General features: G+C 59.4%; 23 protein-coding genes. 7 read left to right on the top strand and 16 right to left on the bottom strand.

Going from position 1 to position 17607, the window contains the following annotated elements; translation table 11 throughout:
• Window positions 1-62: 62 nt before the first annotated feature.
• Window positions 63-332 (top strand): hypothetical protein, encoded by a 270-nt coding sequence (locus tag ACR0CG_RS02175; RefSeq protein WP_480522672.1) that lies wholly within the window; start codon window positions 63-65, stop codon window positions 330-332.
• Window positions 333-466: 134 nt separating this feature from the next.
• Here the strand turns inward: ACR0CG_RS02175 and dapD are convergent, their stop codons facing one another.
• The 3 genes from dapD to ACR0CG_RS02160 all read right to left on the bottom strand — a co-directional run bounded on the left by dapD (window position 467) and on the right by ACR0CG_RS02160 (window position 3001).
• On the bottom strand, window positions 467-1294 hold the full coding sequence (gene dapD / locus ACR0CG_RS02170) for a 2,3,4,5-tetrahydropyridine-2,6-dicarboxylate N-succinyltransferase (RefSeq protein WP_480522671.1): 828 nt from the start codon (window positions 1292-1294) through the stop codon (window positions 467-469).
• 151 nt (window positions 1295-1445) lie between these two features.
• A complete protein-coding gene (locus tag ACR0CG_RS02165) occupies window positions 1446-2045 on the bottom strand; it encodes a GntR family transcriptional regulator (RefSeq protein WP_480522670.1) in 600 nt (199 codons plus the stop codon).
• A 44-nt stretch (window positions 2046-2089) separates the two neighbouring features.
• Window positions 2090-3001 (bottom strand): threonine/serine dehydratase, encoded by a 912-nt coding sequence (locus tag ACR0CG_RS02160; protein WP_480522669.1) that lies wholly within the window; start codon window positions 2999-3001, stop codon window positions 2090-2092.
• Between the two features lie 79 nt (window positions 3002-3080).
• Here ACR0CG_RS02160 and ACR0CG_RS02155 point away from each other — a divergent pair, with 79 nt between their 5' ends.
• Together ACR0CG_RS02155 and ACR0CG_RS02150 are read left to right on the top strand one after the other, a co-directional pair.
• A complete protein-coding gene (locus tag ACR0CG_RS02155; protein WP_170614151.1) occupies window positions 3081-3923 on the top strand; it encodes an LOG family protein in 843 nt (280 codons plus the stop codon).
• A gap of 3 nt (window positions 3924-3926) precedes the next feature.
• On the top strand, window positions 3927-5027 hold the full coding sequence (locus ACR0CG_RS02150) for a cystathionine gamma-lyase (RefSeq protein ID WP_480522668.1): 1101 nt from the start codon (window positions 3927-3929) through the stop codon (window positions 5025-5027).
• Here ACR0CG_RS02150 and ACR0CG_RS02145 read toward each other — a convergent pair whose 3' ends face one another.
• The gene (locus ACR0CG_RS02145; protein WP_170679273.1) at window positions 5028-5411 is read right to left on the bottom strand and encodes a hypothetical protein; all 384 of its coding nucleotides are present in this window, start codon (window positions 5409-5411) and stop codon (window positions 5028-5030) included.
• Between the two features lie 151 nt (window positions 5412-5562).
• Here ACR0CG_RS02145 and ACR0CG_RS02140 point away from each other — a divergent pair, with 151 nt between their 5' ends.
• Both ACR0CG_RS02140 and ACR0CG_RS02135 read left to right on the top strand, forming a co-directional pair.
• A complete protein-coding gene (locus ACR0CG_RS02140) occupies window positions 5563-6489 on the top strand; it encodes a DnaJ C-terminal domain-containing protein (protein WP_480522666.1) in 927 nt (308 codons plus the stop codon).
• The gene (locus tag ACR0CG_RS02135) at window positions 6486-6830 is read left to right on the top strand and encodes a hypothetical protein (RefSeq protein ID WP_480522664.1); all 345 of its coding nucleotides are present in this window, start codon (window positions 6486-6488) and stop codon (window positions 6828-6830) included. Before ACR0CG_RS02140 ends, ACR0CG_RS02135 begins: the two co-directional genes overlap by 4 nt.
• A 7-nt stretch (window positions 6831-6837) precedes the next feature.
• On the opposite strand, the gene ACR0CG_RS02130 is transcribed toward ACR0CG_RS02135, so the two are convergent.
• The 5 genes from ACR0CG_RS02130 to ACR0CG_RS02110 all read right to left on the bottom strand — a co-directional run bounded on the left by ACR0CG_RS02130 (window position 6838) and on the right by ACR0CG_RS02110 (window position 10360).
• Window positions 6838-7464 (bottom strand): cytochrome P460 family protein, encoded by a 627-nt coding sequence (locus tag ACR0CG_RS02130; protein WP_480522663.1) that lies wholly within the window; start codon window positions 7462-7464, stop codon window positions 6838-6840.
• A gap of 235 nt (window positions 7465-7699) precedes the next feature.
• Window positions 7700-8887: a dual-specificity RNA methyltransferase RlmN gene (rlmN, locus tag ACR0CG_RS02125; protein WP_480522661.1), complete on the bottom strand. Its 1188-nt coding sequence runs from the start codon at window positions 8885-8887 to the stop codon at window positions 7700-7702.
• A 79-nt stretch (window positions 8888-8966) separates the two neighbouring features.
• The gene (locus tag ACR0CG_RS02120; protein WP_480522660.1) at window positions 8967-9347 is read right to left on the bottom strand and encodes a lysozyme inhibitor LprI family protein; all 381 of its coding nucleotides are present in this window, start codon (window positions 9345-9347) and stop codon (window positions 8967-8969) included.
• Between the two features lie 143 nt (window positions 9348-9490).
• Window positions 9491-9655, bottom strand: coding sequence for a hypothetical protein (locus tag ACR0CG_RS02115; protein WP_170679265.1), 165 nt, complete (start codon window positions 9653-9655; stop codon window positions 9491-9493).
• 171 nt (window positions 9656-9826) lie between these two features.
• On the bottom strand, window positions 9827-10360 hold the full coding sequence (locus ACR0CG_RS02110; RefSeq protein WP_170614143.1) for an invasion associated locus B family protein: 534 nt from the start codon (window positions 10358-10360) through the stop codon (window positions 9827-9829).
• Between the two features lie 180 nt (window positions 10361-10540).
• Here ACR0CG_RS02110 and ACR0CG_RS02105 point away from each other — a divergent pair, with 180 nt between their 5' ends.
• A complete protein-coding gene (locus tag ACR0CG_RS02105; RefSeq protein ID WP_480522659.1) occupies window positions 10541-11539 on the top strand; it encodes an asparaginase in 999 nt (332 codons plus the stop codon).
• A gap of 5 nt (window positions 11540-11544) precedes the next feature.
• On the opposite strand, the gene ACR0CG_RS02100 is transcribed toward ACR0CG_RS02105, so the two are convergent.
• The 7 genes from ACR0CG_RS02100 to ACR0CG_RS02070 form a co-directional block, all read right to left on the bottom strand.
• Window positions 11545-11865 (bottom strand): YciI family protein, encoded by a 321-nt coding sequence (locus ACR0CG_RS02100; protein WP_480522657.1) that lies wholly within the window; start codon window positions 11863-11865, stop codon window positions 11545-11547.
• 23 nt (window positions 11866-11888) lie between these two features.
• Window positions 11889-12317 carry an SRPBCC family protein gene (locus tag ACR0CG_RS02095; RefSeq protein WP_480522655.1) on the bottom strand — a complete coding sequence of 143 codons (429 nt, stop codon included), beginning with the start codon at window positions 12315-12317 and terminating at the stop codon, window positions 11889-11891.
• Window positions 12305-12634, bottom strand: coding sequence for an ArsR/SmtB family transcription factor (locus tag ACR0CG_RS02090; RefSeq protein ID WP_480522653.1), 330 nt, complete (start codon window positions 12632-12634; stop codon window positions 12305-12307). The genes ACR0CG_RS02095 and ACR0CG_RS02090 overlap by 13 nt, the downstream gene beginning before the upstream one ends.
• 43 nt (window positions 12635-12677) lie before the next feature.
• Complete coding sequence (serB, locus tag ACR0CG_RS02085) at window positions 12678-13556, bottom strand: phosphoserine phosphatase SerB (protein ID WP_480522652.1); 879 nt, start codon at window positions 13554-13556, stop codon at window positions 12678-12680.
• A 103-nt stretch (window positions 13557-13659) separates the two neighbouring features.
• Complete coding sequence (locus ACR0CG_RS02080; RefSeq protein ID WP_480522651.1) at window positions 13660-14397, bottom strand: metallophosphoesterase family protein; 738 nt, start codon at window positions 14395-14397, stop codon at window positions 13660-13662.
• Between the two features lie 118 nt (window positions 14398-14515).
• Window positions 14516-16111, bottom strand: coding sequence for a phosphoglycerate dehydrogenase (serA, locus tag ACR0CG_RS02075; RefSeq protein WP_480522650.1), 1596 nt, complete (start codon window positions 16109-16111; stop codon window positions 14516-14518).
• A gap of 59 nt (window positions 16112-16170) precedes the next feature.
• Entirely contained in the window at window positions 16171-17352 is a 1182-nt protein-coding gene (locus ACR0CG_RS02070; RefSeq protein WP_480522649.1) for a phosphoserine transaminase, read from the bottom strand.
• Window positions 17353-17412: 60 nt separating this feature from the next.
• Here ACR0CG_RS02070 and ACR0CG_RS02065 point away from each other — a divergent pair, with 60 nt between their 5' ends.
• Entirely contained in the window at window positions 17413-17574 is a 162-nt protein-coding gene (locus ACR0CG_RS02065; RefSeq protein WP_480522647.1) for a hypothetical protein, read from the top strand.
• Window positions 17575-17607 lie beyond the last annotated feature (33 nt).

Genomic DNA, 17607 nt, shown 5'->3' with positions numbered 1-17607 from the left:
CCGTCAACCCTATCAATAGAATGACGTCACTGCATACTTAATTTCATCAAAAGTGAAAACAAATGAGCATTTTGTCCAAACTGCTGTCGACCACTGCAAGTGTTCTTATATTATCAATGACCCCAGCGGCGGCTGTTCTGACCGGCTTTGTCGCAACCTCTTCTTATGCCCAGGAAGGCGAAGGCGAGACTGAGGGTGGTGGTGAAACTGAAGGTGGTGGCGAGACCGAAGGCGGTGGTGAGACCGAAGACGATGGTGACACCGAAGGCAATTCGGGAGATGACGAAGGGTCCACCGAGAATGACGTAGAACGGCCGGGCGAAGATCGCTAACCAAACATGGTTGGTATTACCGGAAATGCCGAATGATCAGAGCTTTCAAAGCTCAGGATCAAAATCCTTTGGGAAAGTTCAATAAAAAAGGCCGGTGCTGTCCCGCACCGGCCTTTCAACTCTGATCGATATCTTCAGTCGCGCAGCAGCTCGTTGATGCTGGTTTTCGAACGGGTTCTTTCGTCCACACGCTTCACGATTACAGCGCAATAGAGGCTGATATTGTTCTTCGACGGCATCGAACCCGCAACAACCACCGAATAGGGCGGAACCTCGCCATACATGACCTCGCCGGTTTCGCGATCCACGATCTTTGTGGATTTACCGATGAATACCCCCATCCCCAGAACCGAACCTTCGCGGACGATGCAGCCTTCGACCACTTCCGAGCGGGCACCAATAAAGCAGTTGTCTTCGATGATGGTCGGACCGGCCTGCATGGGTTCAAGCACGCCGCCGATTCCGACGCCACCTGACAGGTGCACATTCTTGCCGATCTGCGCGCAGGATCCGACGGTGGCCCAGGTGTCGACCATGGTACCTTCGTCAACATAGGCGCCAAGGTTCACAAAGGACGGCATCAGAACCGCACCCGGTGCGATATAGGCTGATTTGCGGACAACACAGTTGGGCACGGCGCGGAAGCCGGCAGCGCGCCACTGGCTCTCACCCCAACCGGCAAACTTGCTGTCGACCTTGTCCCACCAGCCGCCGGCCTGTGGTCCGCCAGCGTGGATTTCCATATCTTTGATGCGAAAGCCCAGCAGAACTGCCTTTTTGGCCCACTGGTTCACATGCCAATCGCCGTTTTCCAGCTTCTCGGCAACCCGCAGCGATCCGCTGTCCAGCGCGTTCAGTGTTTCCTCAATCGCCTCTCTCTGCTCGCCGGTGCTGGCGGGCGAGATCGTGTCGCGAACCTCCCAGGCGGCTTCGATTGCGGCTTCCAGTTGCGCATTGGACATGAGATCACTCCCTGCTGAATCTGTTCACGTTGTTTTTGCCTATAAGCAAGCCACACACAGGGCGCAATGCGGCGTAGGCGGGCGGTTTTGCGTCACTGGTGGGACAAAGACCATCGCCCGGGTGATTATCCGTAGCCTTTCGCGGCTTTTGTCAGCTGGCCCGGCGTATGTGCCGAACCAGTATCGAGACAGCGGCGGCTGCGTCCCTGCCTTTCATCGCGCGCACGATGGCGGCGTGATCAGTGTCTGCGCGTTGCTTCCACCGGGGACGCCAATAGGCAAACAGATGGCGCGCGCTGGCGATATGCAGATCGTCAATCGTGTGAAGCAGGCGCGGCAACCCGCAGGGCGTCAGGATGGCCCTGTGAAAAGCACGGTTTCCCGCCTCCCACTCCGGCATGGTCCGGGCGGCGTCGCAGGTCAGGCGGGCTTCATCAATTTTCCGCAAGGCGGCTGGCGTCAGGTTCTGAACCGCGTGCTGCATCGCCAGCGATTCCAGCGCTACGCGCATTTCGATGACCTCGCGCACTTCGGAAGGGTCCAGCGCGGTGACCCGCATCCCGCGCCGCGGCTCGCTTTTGGCCAGCCCATGCGCCTCCAGCCTCAGCAGCGCTTCGCGCACCGGAACATGGCTGGTCTCGAATGCGCGGGCGATATGGTCCTGACGCAGTTTTTCGCCGGCGATCAGGTCGCCGGTGACGATTTGCTGGCTGAGTTTCTGATAGATCGTATCGGCAATGGTCGCGGTCATAGATTGTAGATAAAAATGAAGCCCGCCTTCCACAAGCAGATAATTCAGCCCGCGAACGGGTCCGGGGCAATATTGCCGCCGCAAATCAGAACGGCCACTTTCTCGCCCGGTTCCGGCTGATAGGCACCCGACATCAAGGCCGCCAAAGCCGTTGCCCCTGCCGGTTCTACCAGAAGCCTATGGGCCTGCCACAATGCGCGCTGCGCCTTGGTGATGGCCGCATCCGGGACCAGAACCGATGACATGCCGCGCGCCAGATCGAAACAGATCGATCCGATCCGCCGCGCGCCCAATGCGTTTGCCGCAACCCCTGATACGGACACGTCCACCGGTTCCCCGGCCTGCAACGCGGCGTGCAGCGCGCAGGAGGTTTCCGGTTCGACCGCCACAACCTTTCGCGCACCCTGAAACCAGGCCAAAGCCCCGGCGATCAGACCACCGCCACCCACCGCGACCAGAACGGTATCCGCCTGAAGGCCCTGCGCCTCCCACTCGGCGAAACAGGTACCCTGCCCGGCCACCGTGGCCGGTGCGTCGTAAGCATGGATCTGCATCGCCCCGGTTTCTTCTTCATGAGAACGGGCCTGGGTCAGCGCATTGGCGTATTCGCCGGAAACAACGCTCAGGTCGGCGCCGGTCTGCTCGATCAGCGCAATTTTGGACGGCCCCGCCAGTTCCGGCACAAAAATCTTGGCCGGGTGGCCCAGCGACTGCGCCGCATAGGCCGCCGCCGCACCGTGGTTGCCGCCTGATGCCGCAACAACGCCCGCCTCGGGCACATCCAGGCTGAGCAGCGTGTTGAATGCCCCGCGTGCCTTGAAACTGCCGGTGTGCTGCAAATGCTCCAGCTTCATTTCAACCGGAAACCCCGGAATGCGGCTTTCCATCACCGGCGTGACCTGCGCATAGCCGGCAATGCGATCCCGCGCCGCCGATATTTCACTCTTCCAGTTCATTCTTGTCTTTCCGTGGCTGGCACTCTGTCCGCGAACCCTATAGCTGTTTGAAAAACACGCAAGCAGGGATCGTTCACCCATGAGAGAAGACCGACTCAGCCCCTTCCGCGACGCGCAGACCGACCGGTCGACCGCAAGCGAGGTGCCGGACACGCCACAGACACGGTCGCCCGCCTATCGTCTGGCCTTTGCCGACGAGGACTTCATGTGCCGGGAAGAACTGCGACCGGTGCGCCTGCAACTGGAATTGCTGAAACCCGAGATGATCATGACCGAGCGCGAGATCACCTCGACCATCGTGATGTTCGGAGGGGCCCGCATTCCCGAACCGTCACAAAAGCACACCGCCCGGACCGAAACGCTAGCCGGTCTGTCGCAGTATTACGACGAAGCGCGGGAATTTGCCCGGCTGATGACCCTGAAGTCGAAGGAAACCGGCTGCCGCGAAAACGTGATCGTCACCGGCGGCGGTCCCGGCGTGATGGAGGCCGGAAACCGCGGCGCACAGGATGCCGAAGGTTACTCGATCGGCCTGAACATCGTGCTGCCGCACGAACAGGCGCCAAACCTTTACGTGACACCGGACCTGAGCTTCAATTTCCACTATTTCGCGATCCGCAAGATGCATTTCCTGATGCGCGCCCGCGCCATCACCATCTTCCCGGGCGGCTTCGGCACGATGGATGAACTGTTCGAGTCGCTGACCCTGATCCAGACCGGTCGTATGGAGCGCGTCCCCTTCCTGCTGTTTGGCCGCGCATTCTGGGAAAAGGTCATCAACTGGGAAGCTTTGGCGGACGCTGGCACCATTTCGGACGAAGACCTGGACCTTTTCCGCTTTGTTGACACGGCACAAGAGGCGGTCGGGATTATCGAGAACTGGGAACCCGCCCCGCCCCGCGACGAAATTCCGGGGCGCTGACGGATGACGGCGCCAAAGACCGGGGAAATGCTTCACCTGCGCGGGAATGCCCTGAAAATGGGCGACCCGGTGGCGCTGCCGCTGACGCAAAGCAGCATGTTCCACTTGCCGGGCCCGCCTGATGGTCACGCGACCTACGGACGCGTCGACAATCCAACATGGGTGCATCTTGAGCACGTGCTATCACATCTTGAAGACGCGCCCTGCCTCAGCTTCCCGTCGGGCATGGCGGCGATTTCGGCAGCGTTGTTTGCATCCGTGCAAGCCGGATCGCGACTGCTGATCCCTTCGGACGGATATTACGTCACGCGCCTGCTGGCGGACAGGTTCCTCTCACGCCTTGGCGTGAAGATCGAGGAACGTCCCACCACCGCCTTTGCCGAGGGCGGCTTTGACGGGTTCGACGTGGTCTTTGTCGAAAGCCCTTCGAACCCCGGGCTGGACATAATCGATCTGGCAGCCGTGGCGGGGCAAGTGCGCGCCGCCGGTGGGCTGACCATTGCCGACAATACGACCCTGACACCATTGGGCCAGCGCCCACTGGATCTGGGCATCGATGTCGTCGTGTCTTCGGACACCAAGGCGATGGGTGGGCATTCCGACATGCTGATGGGCCATGTGGCCAGCCGCGACGCCAAGATCATGGAGCGGGTCGAGGAATGGCGGAAGATCTCCGGTTCGATCCCAGGACCTCATGAGGCATGGCTGTTGCACCGCGGGCTGGAAACGCTGGACGTCCGGTTCGACCGCATGTGCGCGTCGGCACAGGTTCTGGCAGAACGGCTGGCGGCGCACCCGGCCGTGAAAAAAGTCCGTTACCCCGGTCTGTCCAATGACCCGTCACACGCATTGGCACAGGCCCAAACAGCGCGGTTCGGCTTTCTGCTGTCTCTGACACTGGACAGCGAGGCCAACGCCGAATCCTTCATCAATGCCTGCCCATTGCTGCGCCCGGCCACCTCGTTCGGAGGCATCCACAGTTCGGCCGAGCGTCGCGCACGGTGGGGCGACGCCGTCGATCCTGCCTTCATCCGCTTGTCGGTCGGATGCGAGCCGGTGGAGGAACTGTGGCAGGCCATCGAGGCAAGCCTGAATGCGCTGTGATTACTTCTTGGGCTCACGCAGTTCTGTGAACACGTAGATCGGCAGCACCACGCTGGCGATCAAAGCCCCCAACCAGACCAGCAAAGTTGCAGCCAGCAGATTGGAGATGCCGCCGACGGTCAGGCCCGTCGTCACCAGATCAGTTACCAAAAGGCCTACAAAGGTCACGATCAGCGCAATCCCGCCTTTCAGCGCGGGCGCTTTCTTCTCTCCCAGCTTCAGGATCAGCGGTTCGGCCACGACCTGAACCAGGGTGAATACGATCACCACGACAATGAAAGAGATTGGCCGGATCGCGAAACCGGACAACAGAAGTGAGGCGATCAACAACCCGATGGCATTCCCCGCCAGAAGGGCCAGTGCGGATTTAATTCTGCGTGTCATGGGGGCTCCGTCAGAAAACAAGCTGAAATATGCATATGTTATCAGACCTGCGGGAATTTGCGAGCGGTTTCAAAAGCCTCTTCCAATCGGGGCATTGAAATCGCATGATAAAAAACATGCCCAACGATCAGACGTGACCCGCGAGAGTGAGATGAGCGACGATCCATATTCGGTCCTTGGCGTCCAGAAAGACGCCAGCGCCGCTGATATCAAGAAAGCCTACCGGCGCATTGCCAAGGATTGCCACCCGGACCTGAAACCGGGTGATGCCAAAGCCGAGGCAAAGTTCAAAGCTGCCGCAGCAGCCTATGATCTGCTGAAAGACCCCGAAACGCGGGCGCGCTATGACAATGGAGAAATTGATGAATCGGGTCAGGAGAGACCCCAACAGCAATATTACCGCGACTATGCCGAGGCGGCAGGAAATCCCTATCGTTCGGGTGCGTCTTATGGCGACCCCGAGGATATGTCCGACATCTTTGCCGAGTTCATGCGTGGACGCGGCGGGCGCGGCCAGCGCCGCAGCCATGAATTTCACGCGCCCGGTCACAACCTGAACTATTCGCTTCAGGTCAGCTTTCTGGACGCGGTGTTCGGGGCCAGTCAGAAGTTGACCCTGCCCGATGGTGATCGAATCGAGGTCAAAATCCCCGCTGGCATCACCGATGGTCAGACCATCCGGCTGCGCGGCAAGGGTGCACCCGGATATGGACAGGGGCCTGCGGGCGATGCGCTTGTCACCATCTCGGTCGCCAAGCATCCGGTCTTTGACCGGCAGGGCGACGACATCCACATCACTCTGCCGATCTCGATCGACGAGGCGATTCTGGGCGGCAAGGTTCCCGCCCCCACCATAGACGGTGGCGTGAACGTCAGCGTCCCGGCGGGGACCAGCAGCGGCAAGACCCTGCGCCTGCGCGGCAAGGGTGTCAAAAAGCGGGGTGCGTCCGAGCGCGGGGATCAGCTGATCGAACTGATCGTGACCCTGCCGGACAAGGTCGATGATGACCTCAGGGCCTTTATGGAAACCTGGCGGGAATCACATCGCTACGATCCACGCGAGGGGATGCCGTCATGACCCGACACCTGACAGAAGACGAGGTGCTCGCAACTATTGCCCGCCTGACACCGGACCGGCTGTCCGTTTATCTGGCCGCTGAAATTGTGATCCCCGAGCAAACCGAGCAAGGGCTTGTCTACCAGAGCATCGACGTCGCCCGTCTGGAACTGGCCTGCGAACTGCATGATCAATACGAGATGGAGCCCGACGCGCTGTCGATGATGATTTCCCTGATCGACCAGATGCATTGTCTGCGCGCCGAACTGCGCGAGGTCCTGAATGCCGTCGATACCCAACCCGAACCGGTGCGCCAATCCCTGATCGAGGTCATCGGGTCCGCCCGGTTTGGCCGCAGGTAATCGGCGATCAGTTGTTCACAAGGTAGTCTTCCGGCACGAAAAACGTGTAATCCCGATCCGCCACGGCTTCGTGGCAGTCATGGCAATAGGAAACAGCTTCTGACCGTGCGCCCATTGTGTCCCCAAAGAGCGATCCGTCCGGCATAACCATAATATAGCGCCAGTCACCGGTTTCAGGGCTGGCGCCTTTGGCCAGCTTTTCCATTACGAACATGGCACCCGGGTGCAGATTGCCGGTATCGGTCACCGTCATGCTGTCTTTGGCCAGAACCGACCCCATCGGCAACTCTTCGCCCTCTTGCAGGGTTCCGTAATTATGCGCCATGCGATTGGCGTAGCTGTTCACGTAACGCTGACCGTGTGTGGCCGAGATATAGGGCGCATCGTTGAACAGCGGCCAGCTTTGATAGTTCCGGATCAAATCCATCTGCGCAGCCGCATACCCGCGCGCCAGACGCTTTTGCAGTGACTTATAGAACTTGCGCGCATCCTTTTTCGACAAATCCGCCGGGTTCTCGATGGCCAGATGCGCGTCTTCATCACTGGACTGAGCCGCAGAGAAGGACGGCAGGGCCGTTGCCATGATCAGGAAAACGAGGGGTTTCAAAAGCTGAATCTGGTAACGTGCAATCATACTGGATGACCCACCTGAGTTGAAAAAGGCTTGCCTTGTTTCAGCGCACCTGCGTCAGATTCGATCATAACAGGCGCAAAAAAACCTGCCACAACCGGTCCATGGCTTTCACCGCTTTGTGCACACGTGTGAACCCCCCCGGGCGCTGACAAGATGAAACATAACAAATCGCGCATATAAAAAACAGGCGCGGGAACATTAATTCTCGCGACCAGCGGGGTTGCAAGGGTAAGGGTCAGGTTCCAAGACCGGCCTCGGCCTCGATCTGCTTGCGGGACTTCCGCGCGCGTTCGGTCGCCGATTTGAGCTGCCCGCAGGCCGCCATGATGTCCTCACCCCGCGTCTTGCGGATGGGTGAGGCATAGCCCGCCTGATAGATGATATTCGCAAACGCCCGGATACGGTTGTTCGAGCTGCGCTTGTACGGCGCGCCGGGCCATTCGTTGAACGGGATCAGGTTGATCTTTGCCGGAATGTTATGGCGCTTGATGTGGTCGATCAGGCGGTGCGCGTCTTCGTCACTATCATTCACACCATCCAGCATGACGTATTCAAAGGTGATCCGCTCGGAATTCGACGCGTTCGGATAGCTGGACAGCGCTGCCAACAGTTCCTCGATGTTCCAGCGCTTGTTGATCGGCACCAGCACATCGCGCGTTTCATCCGTGGTCGCGTGGAAAGAGATCGCAAGCAGACACCCGATTTCTTCGGCAGTCCGTGCAATTTCCGGCACCACGCCGGATGTGGACAGCGTGATGCGACGGCGCGACAGGGAAATCCCTTCGGGATCCATGGCAATCTTCATCGCATCGCGGACGTTGTCGAAGTTATACAGCGGCTCACCCATGCCCATCAGAACGATATTCGACAGCAGACGGGTTTCGTCCTTGGGCGCGCCGGGGACGGGCCATTCCTCAAGGTCGTCGCGGGCCATCATTACCTGACCTACAACCTCGGCCGCGGTCAGGTTGCGCACAAGTTTCTGAGTGCCCGTATGACAGAACGAACAGGTCAGAGTGCAGCCGACCTGAGACGAGATGCACAGCGTCCCCCTGTCTTCTTCGGGGATATAGACCACTTCGACCTCATGCCCGCCGGCGATGCGACACAAGTACTTGCGGGTGCCGTCTTCGGACACCTGACGGGTCACAACCTCGGGAACCTCGATGACGAAATGCTCGGCCAGTTGCGCGCGATAGGCTTTGGCGAGATTTGTCATCTCGGCAAAGTCGCGCACGCCCCATTGATAGATCCACTGCCAGATCTGGCCGGTGCGCATCTTGGCCTGCTTTTCCGGTGTACCGTGTTCGATCAGAACCTCGCGCAAGCGGTCACGGGTCAGACCAACAAGGTTTACCTTCCCTTCGGGCAATTTGCGGGGGATGGTCATGACATCCTGAGTGATCGGCGCTTTGGGCGACATGTGGCTATCTCGAAGAATTCTGGCTTGGGATGCGCCTCTATATAGGATTGCGCGCAAAGATCAAAAGGAATCGTGCGACTTAATTTGCCATGCGCAGCAATTCGTCCACGCGCGCCCGACCCAGATCAATGCGGCAGGACGCGATGGCAATCCCGGTTCCAGACCCCCCGCCATACGACGCACCTACGGCGTCACACTGCATATCGCGATACGTGGTCCAAGCTTTTTGTGCGGCCTCAAGTGCGGGTTGCGCGGCCACGCGGCCTGTCACCTCATCCAACTCTGCCGCTGTCTGCATGGCAAAATCGTAACTGGCCTTCACTGCCATGTTTACGCGTTCTTCCATTTTCCCGACGCAAGACCCGATCTCAACCTGCGAACCTGCATCAGAGCATTCCAGGCTGGGGTCGGCCAACGCTGCGGATGAGAATAGCACTGCTATCAAGACGTAACGCATCATCGTTTCCACATGTGAACCCTTACATCAGGGCACAGTAGCACGTGTTTTCCCGGCGTCCCAATCGCAGTTCGGTCGCAAAGACCATGTCGATGCGACCGAAACAAGTACATTTCGCTTTCAGGGTTTCAGATCAGGCGAATACGTCAAACGCCCGGGGGAAGGATATCGCAATCCGCAGCGTCCAAGGTTTGTACGGGATCTTCCGGGCCACATTGTTCACCGGTCACAGGGTATGTTTCGGCGGTCTTTTCACACGCGCTCAGCAACATCGCGGCCATCATCAGCGCGGCAAGTGATTTGTTCAGCATTGGCAGGTTCCTTCTCAATTCCTGAACCGATTAGTTCAGAAAAAGCGGGTAGCCTGCCTTGATGCGGATCAAGTTCAGGATCGAACGTTGCGTCAAGGAAAAGACTGCATTGCACCTTTTCACGAAAAAGCCCCGCCGGATGACGGGGCCGCATGAACGTGAAGTGAGCGCTTAGTTGGTGCAGCGCTTCTCGGCGTCTTCGATCGCTGCGGTGAACCCCAGCAGCGAGAACGTGTCTTTGGTCTGAGTTCCGCGTTCCGAGCGGGCTGTCAGAACCGCCTCGGTGCCGCGCTTCATGGCTGCAACCACCTTAAGGTCTTCGCCTTCAGTTGCTGGCCAGGCCCATTCGCCCTCGGTGATCAGTTCAAACTCGGTCCCGTCGACGTTCAGATTGACCGTCGATCCAGGCGCAAAGGGATAGCCGCCGGTAAACGTGACCTGCCCTTTAACCTCGGCATTGGGGCGGAAGAACACAAACAGCAGAATATCGCTGCGGCGCACCGAAACCACTCGGCCGCCACGTGTGTTGACCGTTTCCCTTGGCGCAGAAACGCTCCAGCATTCCGTCGGATCGCTTTCGACAAAAACGCTCCAGTCGGTTTTTGCCGCAACCCTGTTGGTGCTGCTTGCCTGTTGGGCCGTTGCGGTTGTTGCCATCCCGGCCATGCACAAGCCCGCAACTGCGCGGACTAGTCTTGATCCCATTTGTCCAGCCTCCTAGCCCGACCCATACCCCAAACCGATCGGACGCGCCCGCGAACCCTTATGGTCCGTCTCTCGTATGTTGCGCATTCCGATAATTGCCGACATACACACACTAACGCAGGTTTCGCCACAGGCGAAAGGGCGATTGGCAGAAATTTGCGCATAATTTCGGAGGATAACATGACGCAGCCCGTGGCAATGACAGAACTGTGGCGCGGCTCGCTGCTGGAAAGCCTGCATCTGGGCCATGCAGTGATCTGTGACGACAGTGGCCAGATCGTAAAAAGCTGGGGCGATCCGCAGGCGGTTATCTATCCGCGGTCGTCTGCCAAGATGATCCAGGCTCTGCCGCTGCTCACCTCGGGTGCTTCAGCCAGATATGGGTTGAACAGCGAACATCTGGCGTTGGCCTGCGCGTCACATAGCGGTGCCGCGATTCACACTGAACGTGTGTCGGCGTGGCTGGATCATCTGGGTCTGGCCGAGCCTGACCTGCGCTGCGGCCCGCAAGAGCCGCAGGACATGGCCGCGCGGGATGGGTTGATCCTGGCCGATGATACGCCCTGCCAGATCCACAACAACTGCTCGGGCAAACATTGCGGGTTCCTTTCGGTGGCGCAGCATATGGGCGCCGGGCCGGAATACCTTGAAATCGATCACCCGGTTCAGCAGGCCTGCTTGGCGGCCTTCGAAGAAACCACGGGTGAAACCAGCCCGACCTATGGAATTGACGGGTGTTCCGCCCCGAATTTCGCAACAACACTTTCGGGTCTGGCGCGGTCGATGGCCTGGTTCGCCTCGGCGGCGGACCGATCTGACCGGGCCAGCGATGCCGCGCGCCAACTGACCGAGGCCATGCTCGCGCATCCTGAACTGGTTGCCGGCGAAACCCGGGCCTGTACCGAACTGATGCGCGCCATGAATGGTCGCGCTGCAATCAAAACCGGGGCCGAGGCGGTTTTTGTCGCCATCATCCCCGAGAAACGAATGGGCGTTGCGCTGAAAATCACTGATGGCACAACCCGCGCCAGCGAGTGCGCCATCGCTGCTATTCTGGTCAGCCTCGGTGTGCTGGAGGCCGATCACCCGGCCACCCGCAAGTTCATGAACGCCATTCAATACAGCCGCCGTGGGCTGGAATGCGGCGTGATCAGACCAGCACCGGGGTTTCCCGGCTAAGCCCGCTACATCTCGATTTCATGCACCTCGGCCACTTCGACCGAGCCCGAGCCATTGACGACCATTGGACAGCCTTTGGCCATTTCGGTCGCGGCATCGATGCTGTCGGCCCGAACCACAGTGAACCCCGAGGCGGGGTTGGCGCCGCCATTATCGGTAACGCCATTGTTGCTGACCGTATAGGACTGACCCACCGGGTTGCCGGGGATATCGAGCGAATCGCCAATGCCCTGAAACCAGGCACCCCATGCGGCCATGGTCGCCTCGATCTCGGCGGGGTCGGTTGGGGTTGTTCCCCCGTGATAGACAAACAAATATTGGGGCATATCGCTCCTCCCTTTTTGAAAACCTACGTGCACTGGGCCTGCAATTTGCGCAGGGACGAAGTCCAGCCCATCTCGTGATTGGCCGCGGCCTCGGCATCCGCGAGTTCGCGGTGATCCACGGTCAGTCGCGCCCCGGTTTGCGTCGCTGCAACGGAAAAGGTCACGTGGCTTTCCGCACCGCGCTTGTCTTGATCGTCATGCCAGGCCCAGGTGAAGCCAACTGACTTCGGCGGATCAACATGGGTCACGTGACCGGACACCTTGAACTGTTTGCCCTCATCGTTCTGCATGACCGAGAACCATGGTCCGGTTCGTGAAAAGTCCAGATCATGCTCGGGCGCGTGTACGCCTTCCGGCCCCCACCATCGCAACAGCTTTGCGCCGTCGCTGATCCAGGCAAACAGGGTTTCGGGGCTGACGGGAAATTCCCGTTCGAGTTTCAGGTCGGCCATGAATTCTCCTGTTCAAGAATGTCGCCCAAACGGTCGAGGCTGGCCTCCCAGAACTGCCGCTTGGAAATGGTCCATTCCGCAATCGCGCGCAGGCCATCGGGCTGGATTGAGTAAATCCGTTGAGTGCCGTTCACCCGTTGCCGCACTAGTCCAGCTTCCCGCAGAACCTTGAGATGACGAGAGATCGCGGCACCGGACATGCCCCGGCCTTCAATCAAATCACCGGCGGGCAGCTCACCCTTCTCCATCAGTTGTTCAACAATCGAAAAGCGGGTGGCGTCGGACAGGGCAGAAAAAGCGGTCAGAAGCGTGGTCATGGCCCCATAATTAACACATGAGTTAAATAAAGGGAAGCCTCGATCAGATCGAGACGAATTCCGCGCGAGTATAGCCCTGCAGGTAAAGCAGCGCCGTCAGATCACCATGGTTGACGCGAACCTCGCACTGCTCAGCGACCGACGGTTTGGCGTGCAGCGCGACGCCGGTTCCGGCGCGGCTCAGCATGCCCAGATCGTTGGCCCCGTCGCCCACCGCAATAACATCGGCCTCGGCCAGGCCCAGGCGGCTGGTGACCTGCTCCAGGGCTTCAATCTTGGCCTGACGCCCCAGGATGGGGTGCTGGACTTTTCCGGTCAGCTTGCCGTTTTCGAACAGCAGCGTATTGGCCCGGTTTTCGTCAAAGCCCAACACTTCAGCGACCCGTGCGGTGAAGGCGGTGAACCCGCCAGAGACCAGCGCTGCATAACCGCCATTTGTCCGCATCGTGCTCAACAAGGTCTTACCACCGGGCATCAGCGTAATGCGCTCATCCAGAACTTTATCTATGACGCCGACATCAAGACCTTTCAGCAGGCCGACCCGCTCCGTCAACGCGCCTTCGAAATCCAGTTCGCCGTTCATGGCCCGAGCCGTGATATCCTTGACCCGTTCGCCGACACCCGCCTCATCGGCCAGCTCGTCAATGCACTCCTGCTGGATCATGGTGCTGTCCATGTCCGCCAGCAGCATCCTTTTGCGCCGTCCTTCCGCCGGCTGGACGATCAGATCAACCCCCACCTGCTGCAAATCCGCCCAGACGTCCCAGCGATGTCCGGGCATCTCTGACAGCGGGAATTCCGCCGCCTCATCCGGGCTGAACCACAGAATATCGCCACCGCCCCACGCATTTCGCAACGACTCGACCAAAGCCAGGTCCAGCGTCCGTGTCTCGGGGCTGGTCAGCAGAGTGGCAATGTACATATTCGATCTCCTGCAAGCTCACCTGCGAAGAATCGCGGGTACAGTATTTCGGCCAGAGGCTGTTGCGAAAACACGCCCCGCTGGGTCAGGTCGTGCCCACCCGTCACCCGACAGGTGCCTTAAGTTCCACGCGTCCCTGATCCGTCAGCAACCAGCATCTTCGTCCTTCGAACACCGCAACACTCACACTTTTTCCATAGCCCGCGCCGCTGTCCAGATTGACCCGGTTTCCGTAATGGGTCGCCTTGTCCACCGGTGTGTGGCCATGCACAATCAGCTTTGAATACGGCTTCTTGTGCACGTGAAAGGCCTGCCTGATCCAAACCAGATCATTTTCGTTCTGATCGCTCAGCGACACGCCGGGGCGGACGCCGGCATGCACGAAAGCAACCTGTTGGGTCTGGTACATGGCAAGAAGATCACGCAGGAAATTCACATGCGACTTCGGAACAGCCGCACGGGCCATTGCGTGCAGGTCTTCAAGCCGGATGCGATCCTCGAACTCCACTCCGTAGCTGCGCAAGGTCTCGATGCCGCCAAGGCGCTCGTGCAGCCAGTGGTACCCGACCAGCAGATGGGGGTCGTGGCGGGGAACATCCTCCATGAACCAGGCAAACATGCGATCGTGATTGCCCAGCAGCGTGATCCAGTCCCGGCCTTCACCGCGGCCCGCAATGAGCCTTTCGATCACACCCCGGCTGTCCGGGCCGCGATCGACATAGTCCCCCAGAAACACGATGCGCGCATCCGGCCCGCCATCTCGCTCGACCAGTTGCATCGCCCGTTCAAACTCGGCCGCTTGCCCGTGCAGATCGCCGACTGCGTAAACTGGCATTGTCATTGGTATCCTCCGGTGACGACCTCAGGGAACGTTCTGGCGCAATTGACGACTTTCATAAAGCCGATACCCGCAAGGATGCACCTGCGGGTATCCGAGCGTCTCAGATTCTCAACAGGTGTCAGGCCACATCAAATTCCAGCGGCTTGATCTGCGTGAACAATCCGGTCTCCGCCAGTTTGGCCCGCGCCTCGGCCGGAACGGGTTCGTCCACATAGAGCAAGGCGATCGCCTCGCCGCCAGCTTCGGACCGGCCGAGCGTAAAGTTCGCGATGTTCACACCATGCTCTCCCATGGTCTGTCCCAGCGTACCGATGATGCCCGGAACGTCCTCGTTGGTGGTATAGAGCATGTGCGACCCGATCTCGGCATCGATGTTGATGCCCTTGATCTGGATGAATCGCGGCTTGCCGTCGCTGAACACGGTTCCGCCGATCGAGCGTTCGCGCTTTTCCGTGACGACAGTCACCTTGATATACCCGTCAAAAGCACCCGATTTGTCCTGATTGGTGGTCGAGATCTTGATACCACGCTCTTTGGCAACCACAGGTGCCGACACCATGTTCACCTCAGGGTTGAACTTCTTCATGATCCCAGCGATCACCGAACAGTTCAGCGCCGCCAGGTTCATTTCCGCCGCGACACCATCGTAAAGGATGTTGATCGCTTTGATCGGTTCATCCGTCATCTGGCCAATGAAGCTGCCCAAATGACCCGCCAGCTTGATCCACGGTCCCATGATCTTGGCCTCTTCGGCGGTGACGCTGGGCATGTTCAGCGCGTTCTCGACCGCACCTGTCAGCAGGTAGTTCGAGATCTGCTCGGCCACCTGAAGCGCGACGTTTTCCTGAGCCTCTGTCGTCGCCGCCCCAAGGTGCGGTGTGCAGACCACGTTGGGCAGGTTGAACAATGGATTGTCTTTCGCAGGCTCGGCACTGAACACATCGAACGCGGCCCCGGCGACGTGACCCGACTGCAGCATTTCGGCCAGCGCCTCTTCGTCGACCAGACCACCTCGGGCACAGTTGATGATGCGTACCCCCTTCTTGGTCTTGGCCAGATTCTCGCGGCTCAGGATATTGCGTGTCTGGTCGGTCAGCGGCACGTGCAGAGTAATGAAATCCGCGCGGGCCAGCAGCTGATCCAGGTCGACCTTTTCGACTCCTATCGCGTCGGCTTTTTCCTCGCTCAGATAGGGGTCATAAGCGATGACCTTCATTTTCAACCCATGCGCGCGCTCGCAGACGATGCCGCCGATATTGCCCGCACCGATTACGCCCAGGGTCTTGTTGGTCAGCTCGATCCCCATGAACTTGGACTTTTCCCACTTGCCCGCATGGGTCGAGGTGCTGGCCTCGGGAATTTGCCGTGCCACGGCGAACATCATCGCAATCGCATGTTCTGCGGTGGTGATCATGTTGCCGAAAGGCGTGTTCATCACGATCACGCCCATTTTCGAGGCCGCTTCCTTGTCGATATTGTCGGTCCCGATCCCGGCGCGGCCGATGACTTTCAGCTTGTCCGCCTTCTCCAGAATTGTCGGTGTGACCTTGGTGGCCGACCGGATGGCAAGACCGTCATATTGGCCAATCACCTCGGCCAGTTTGTCTTTGTCCTTGCCCAGGTCAGGCATGAAATCCACGTCGATGCCGCGATCACGGAAGATCTGCACGGCGGTTTCGCTGAGTTTGTCAGAGACGAGTACTTTGGGAGCCATATTCTCTGGTCCTTGAATTGTATGGGATGTCCGGGCCGGATGTGGCCCGGTGAATAAGATCAGGCGGCCTCAGATTGCGCCGCGATTTCAGCCTCGAAGGCCCATGCCAGCCAAGGCAGCATCGCCTCGATATCCGAGGTTTCAACCGTGCCGCCGCACCAGATGCGCAGGCCCGCAGGCGCGTCGCGATAGGCCCCGATGTCCAGCGCCATATTCTCGGCCTCGAGCCGCTTGGCCACAGCCTTAGCGAAACCCGCTCCGTCCTGAATGCGCGCGTCGGTGAATTTTAGACAGACCGAAGTATTCGACTGCGTCGCCGCGTCCTCGGCCAGATTGGCAATCCAGTCATTCTGTTTGCAGAACGCGTGCACCGCACCGGCATTGGCATCCGCACGGGCCATCAGCCCCTGCAACCCGCCGACCGAGCGCGCCCAGTCCAGCGCGAACAGGTAATCCTCGACCGCCAGCATGGACGGCGTGTTGATCGTGGCACCGGTAAAGATGCCCTCGATCAACTTGCCACCTTTGGTCAGGCGGAAAATCTTGGGCAGAGGCCAAGCCGGTGTGTAGTTTTCTAGCCGCTCCACAGCGCGAGGGCTCAGGATCAGCATGCCGTGCGCCGCCTCACCGCCCAGCACTTTCTGCCAGCTGAAGGTGGTCACATCCAGCTTGTCCCACGGCAGGTCCATCGCGAAAGCTGCCGAGGTCGCGTCGCAGATCGTCAGGCCCTGACGGTCATCAGCAATCCAGTCGCCATTCGGAACCCGCACACCCGAAGTCGTGCCGTTCCAAGTGAACACCACATCATTGGCAAAATCGACCGTCGCCAGATCAACAATCTGACCATATTCCGCAGTCTTGACCTCGGCGGCGATCTTCAGCTGCTTGACCACATCTGTCACCCAACCCGCGCCAAAGCTCTCCCATGCCAGCATCTCGACCTTGCGTTCGCCCAGCAGCGACCAGAGCGCCATCTCAACCGCGCCGGTGTCCGAAGCGGGAACGATGCCGATCTTGTAATCGGCGGGAATACCCAGAATTTCGCGCGTGCCCTCAATGGCCGCCTTGAGCTTGTCCTTGCCGACAGCGGCCCGGTGCGACCGACCGAGTGCGGCGTCGGCCAGCTTGTTCAGTTGGAATGTAGGGGGTTTGGCGCAGGGGCCCGAAGAAAAACGCGGGTTCGCCGGCCGCAGTTCGGGTTTGCGCACGGCGTCTTGCGGCGCCGGTTGTTCGATAGTCATCTGTATTACCCTTCCAGATACACGCCCCTCGTTGGGGAGGGGTGTCCCACGGACAGAGGTATGGTCAGTTTGCACCCGCAGCAAGCAGAAAAGACGCTTCGTTGGGTGAAAACGACATCTGAAAATGGCACAATTTGGAACGCAGGTTTCCGATTGGCGAAAAACCCCGCCATTTTGCTGGCGGGGTTTTATCTTTCACTCAGCGGCTTCTTCGTATTCTGACATTGGAGGGCATGTGCAGATGAGGTTTCTGTC

This window comes from Ruegeria sp. AB8 (assembly GCF_056542605.1).
The sequence above is the reverse complement of the archived record's forward strand: the minus strand, read 5'-3'. Positions and strand labels throughout refer to the sequence as shown.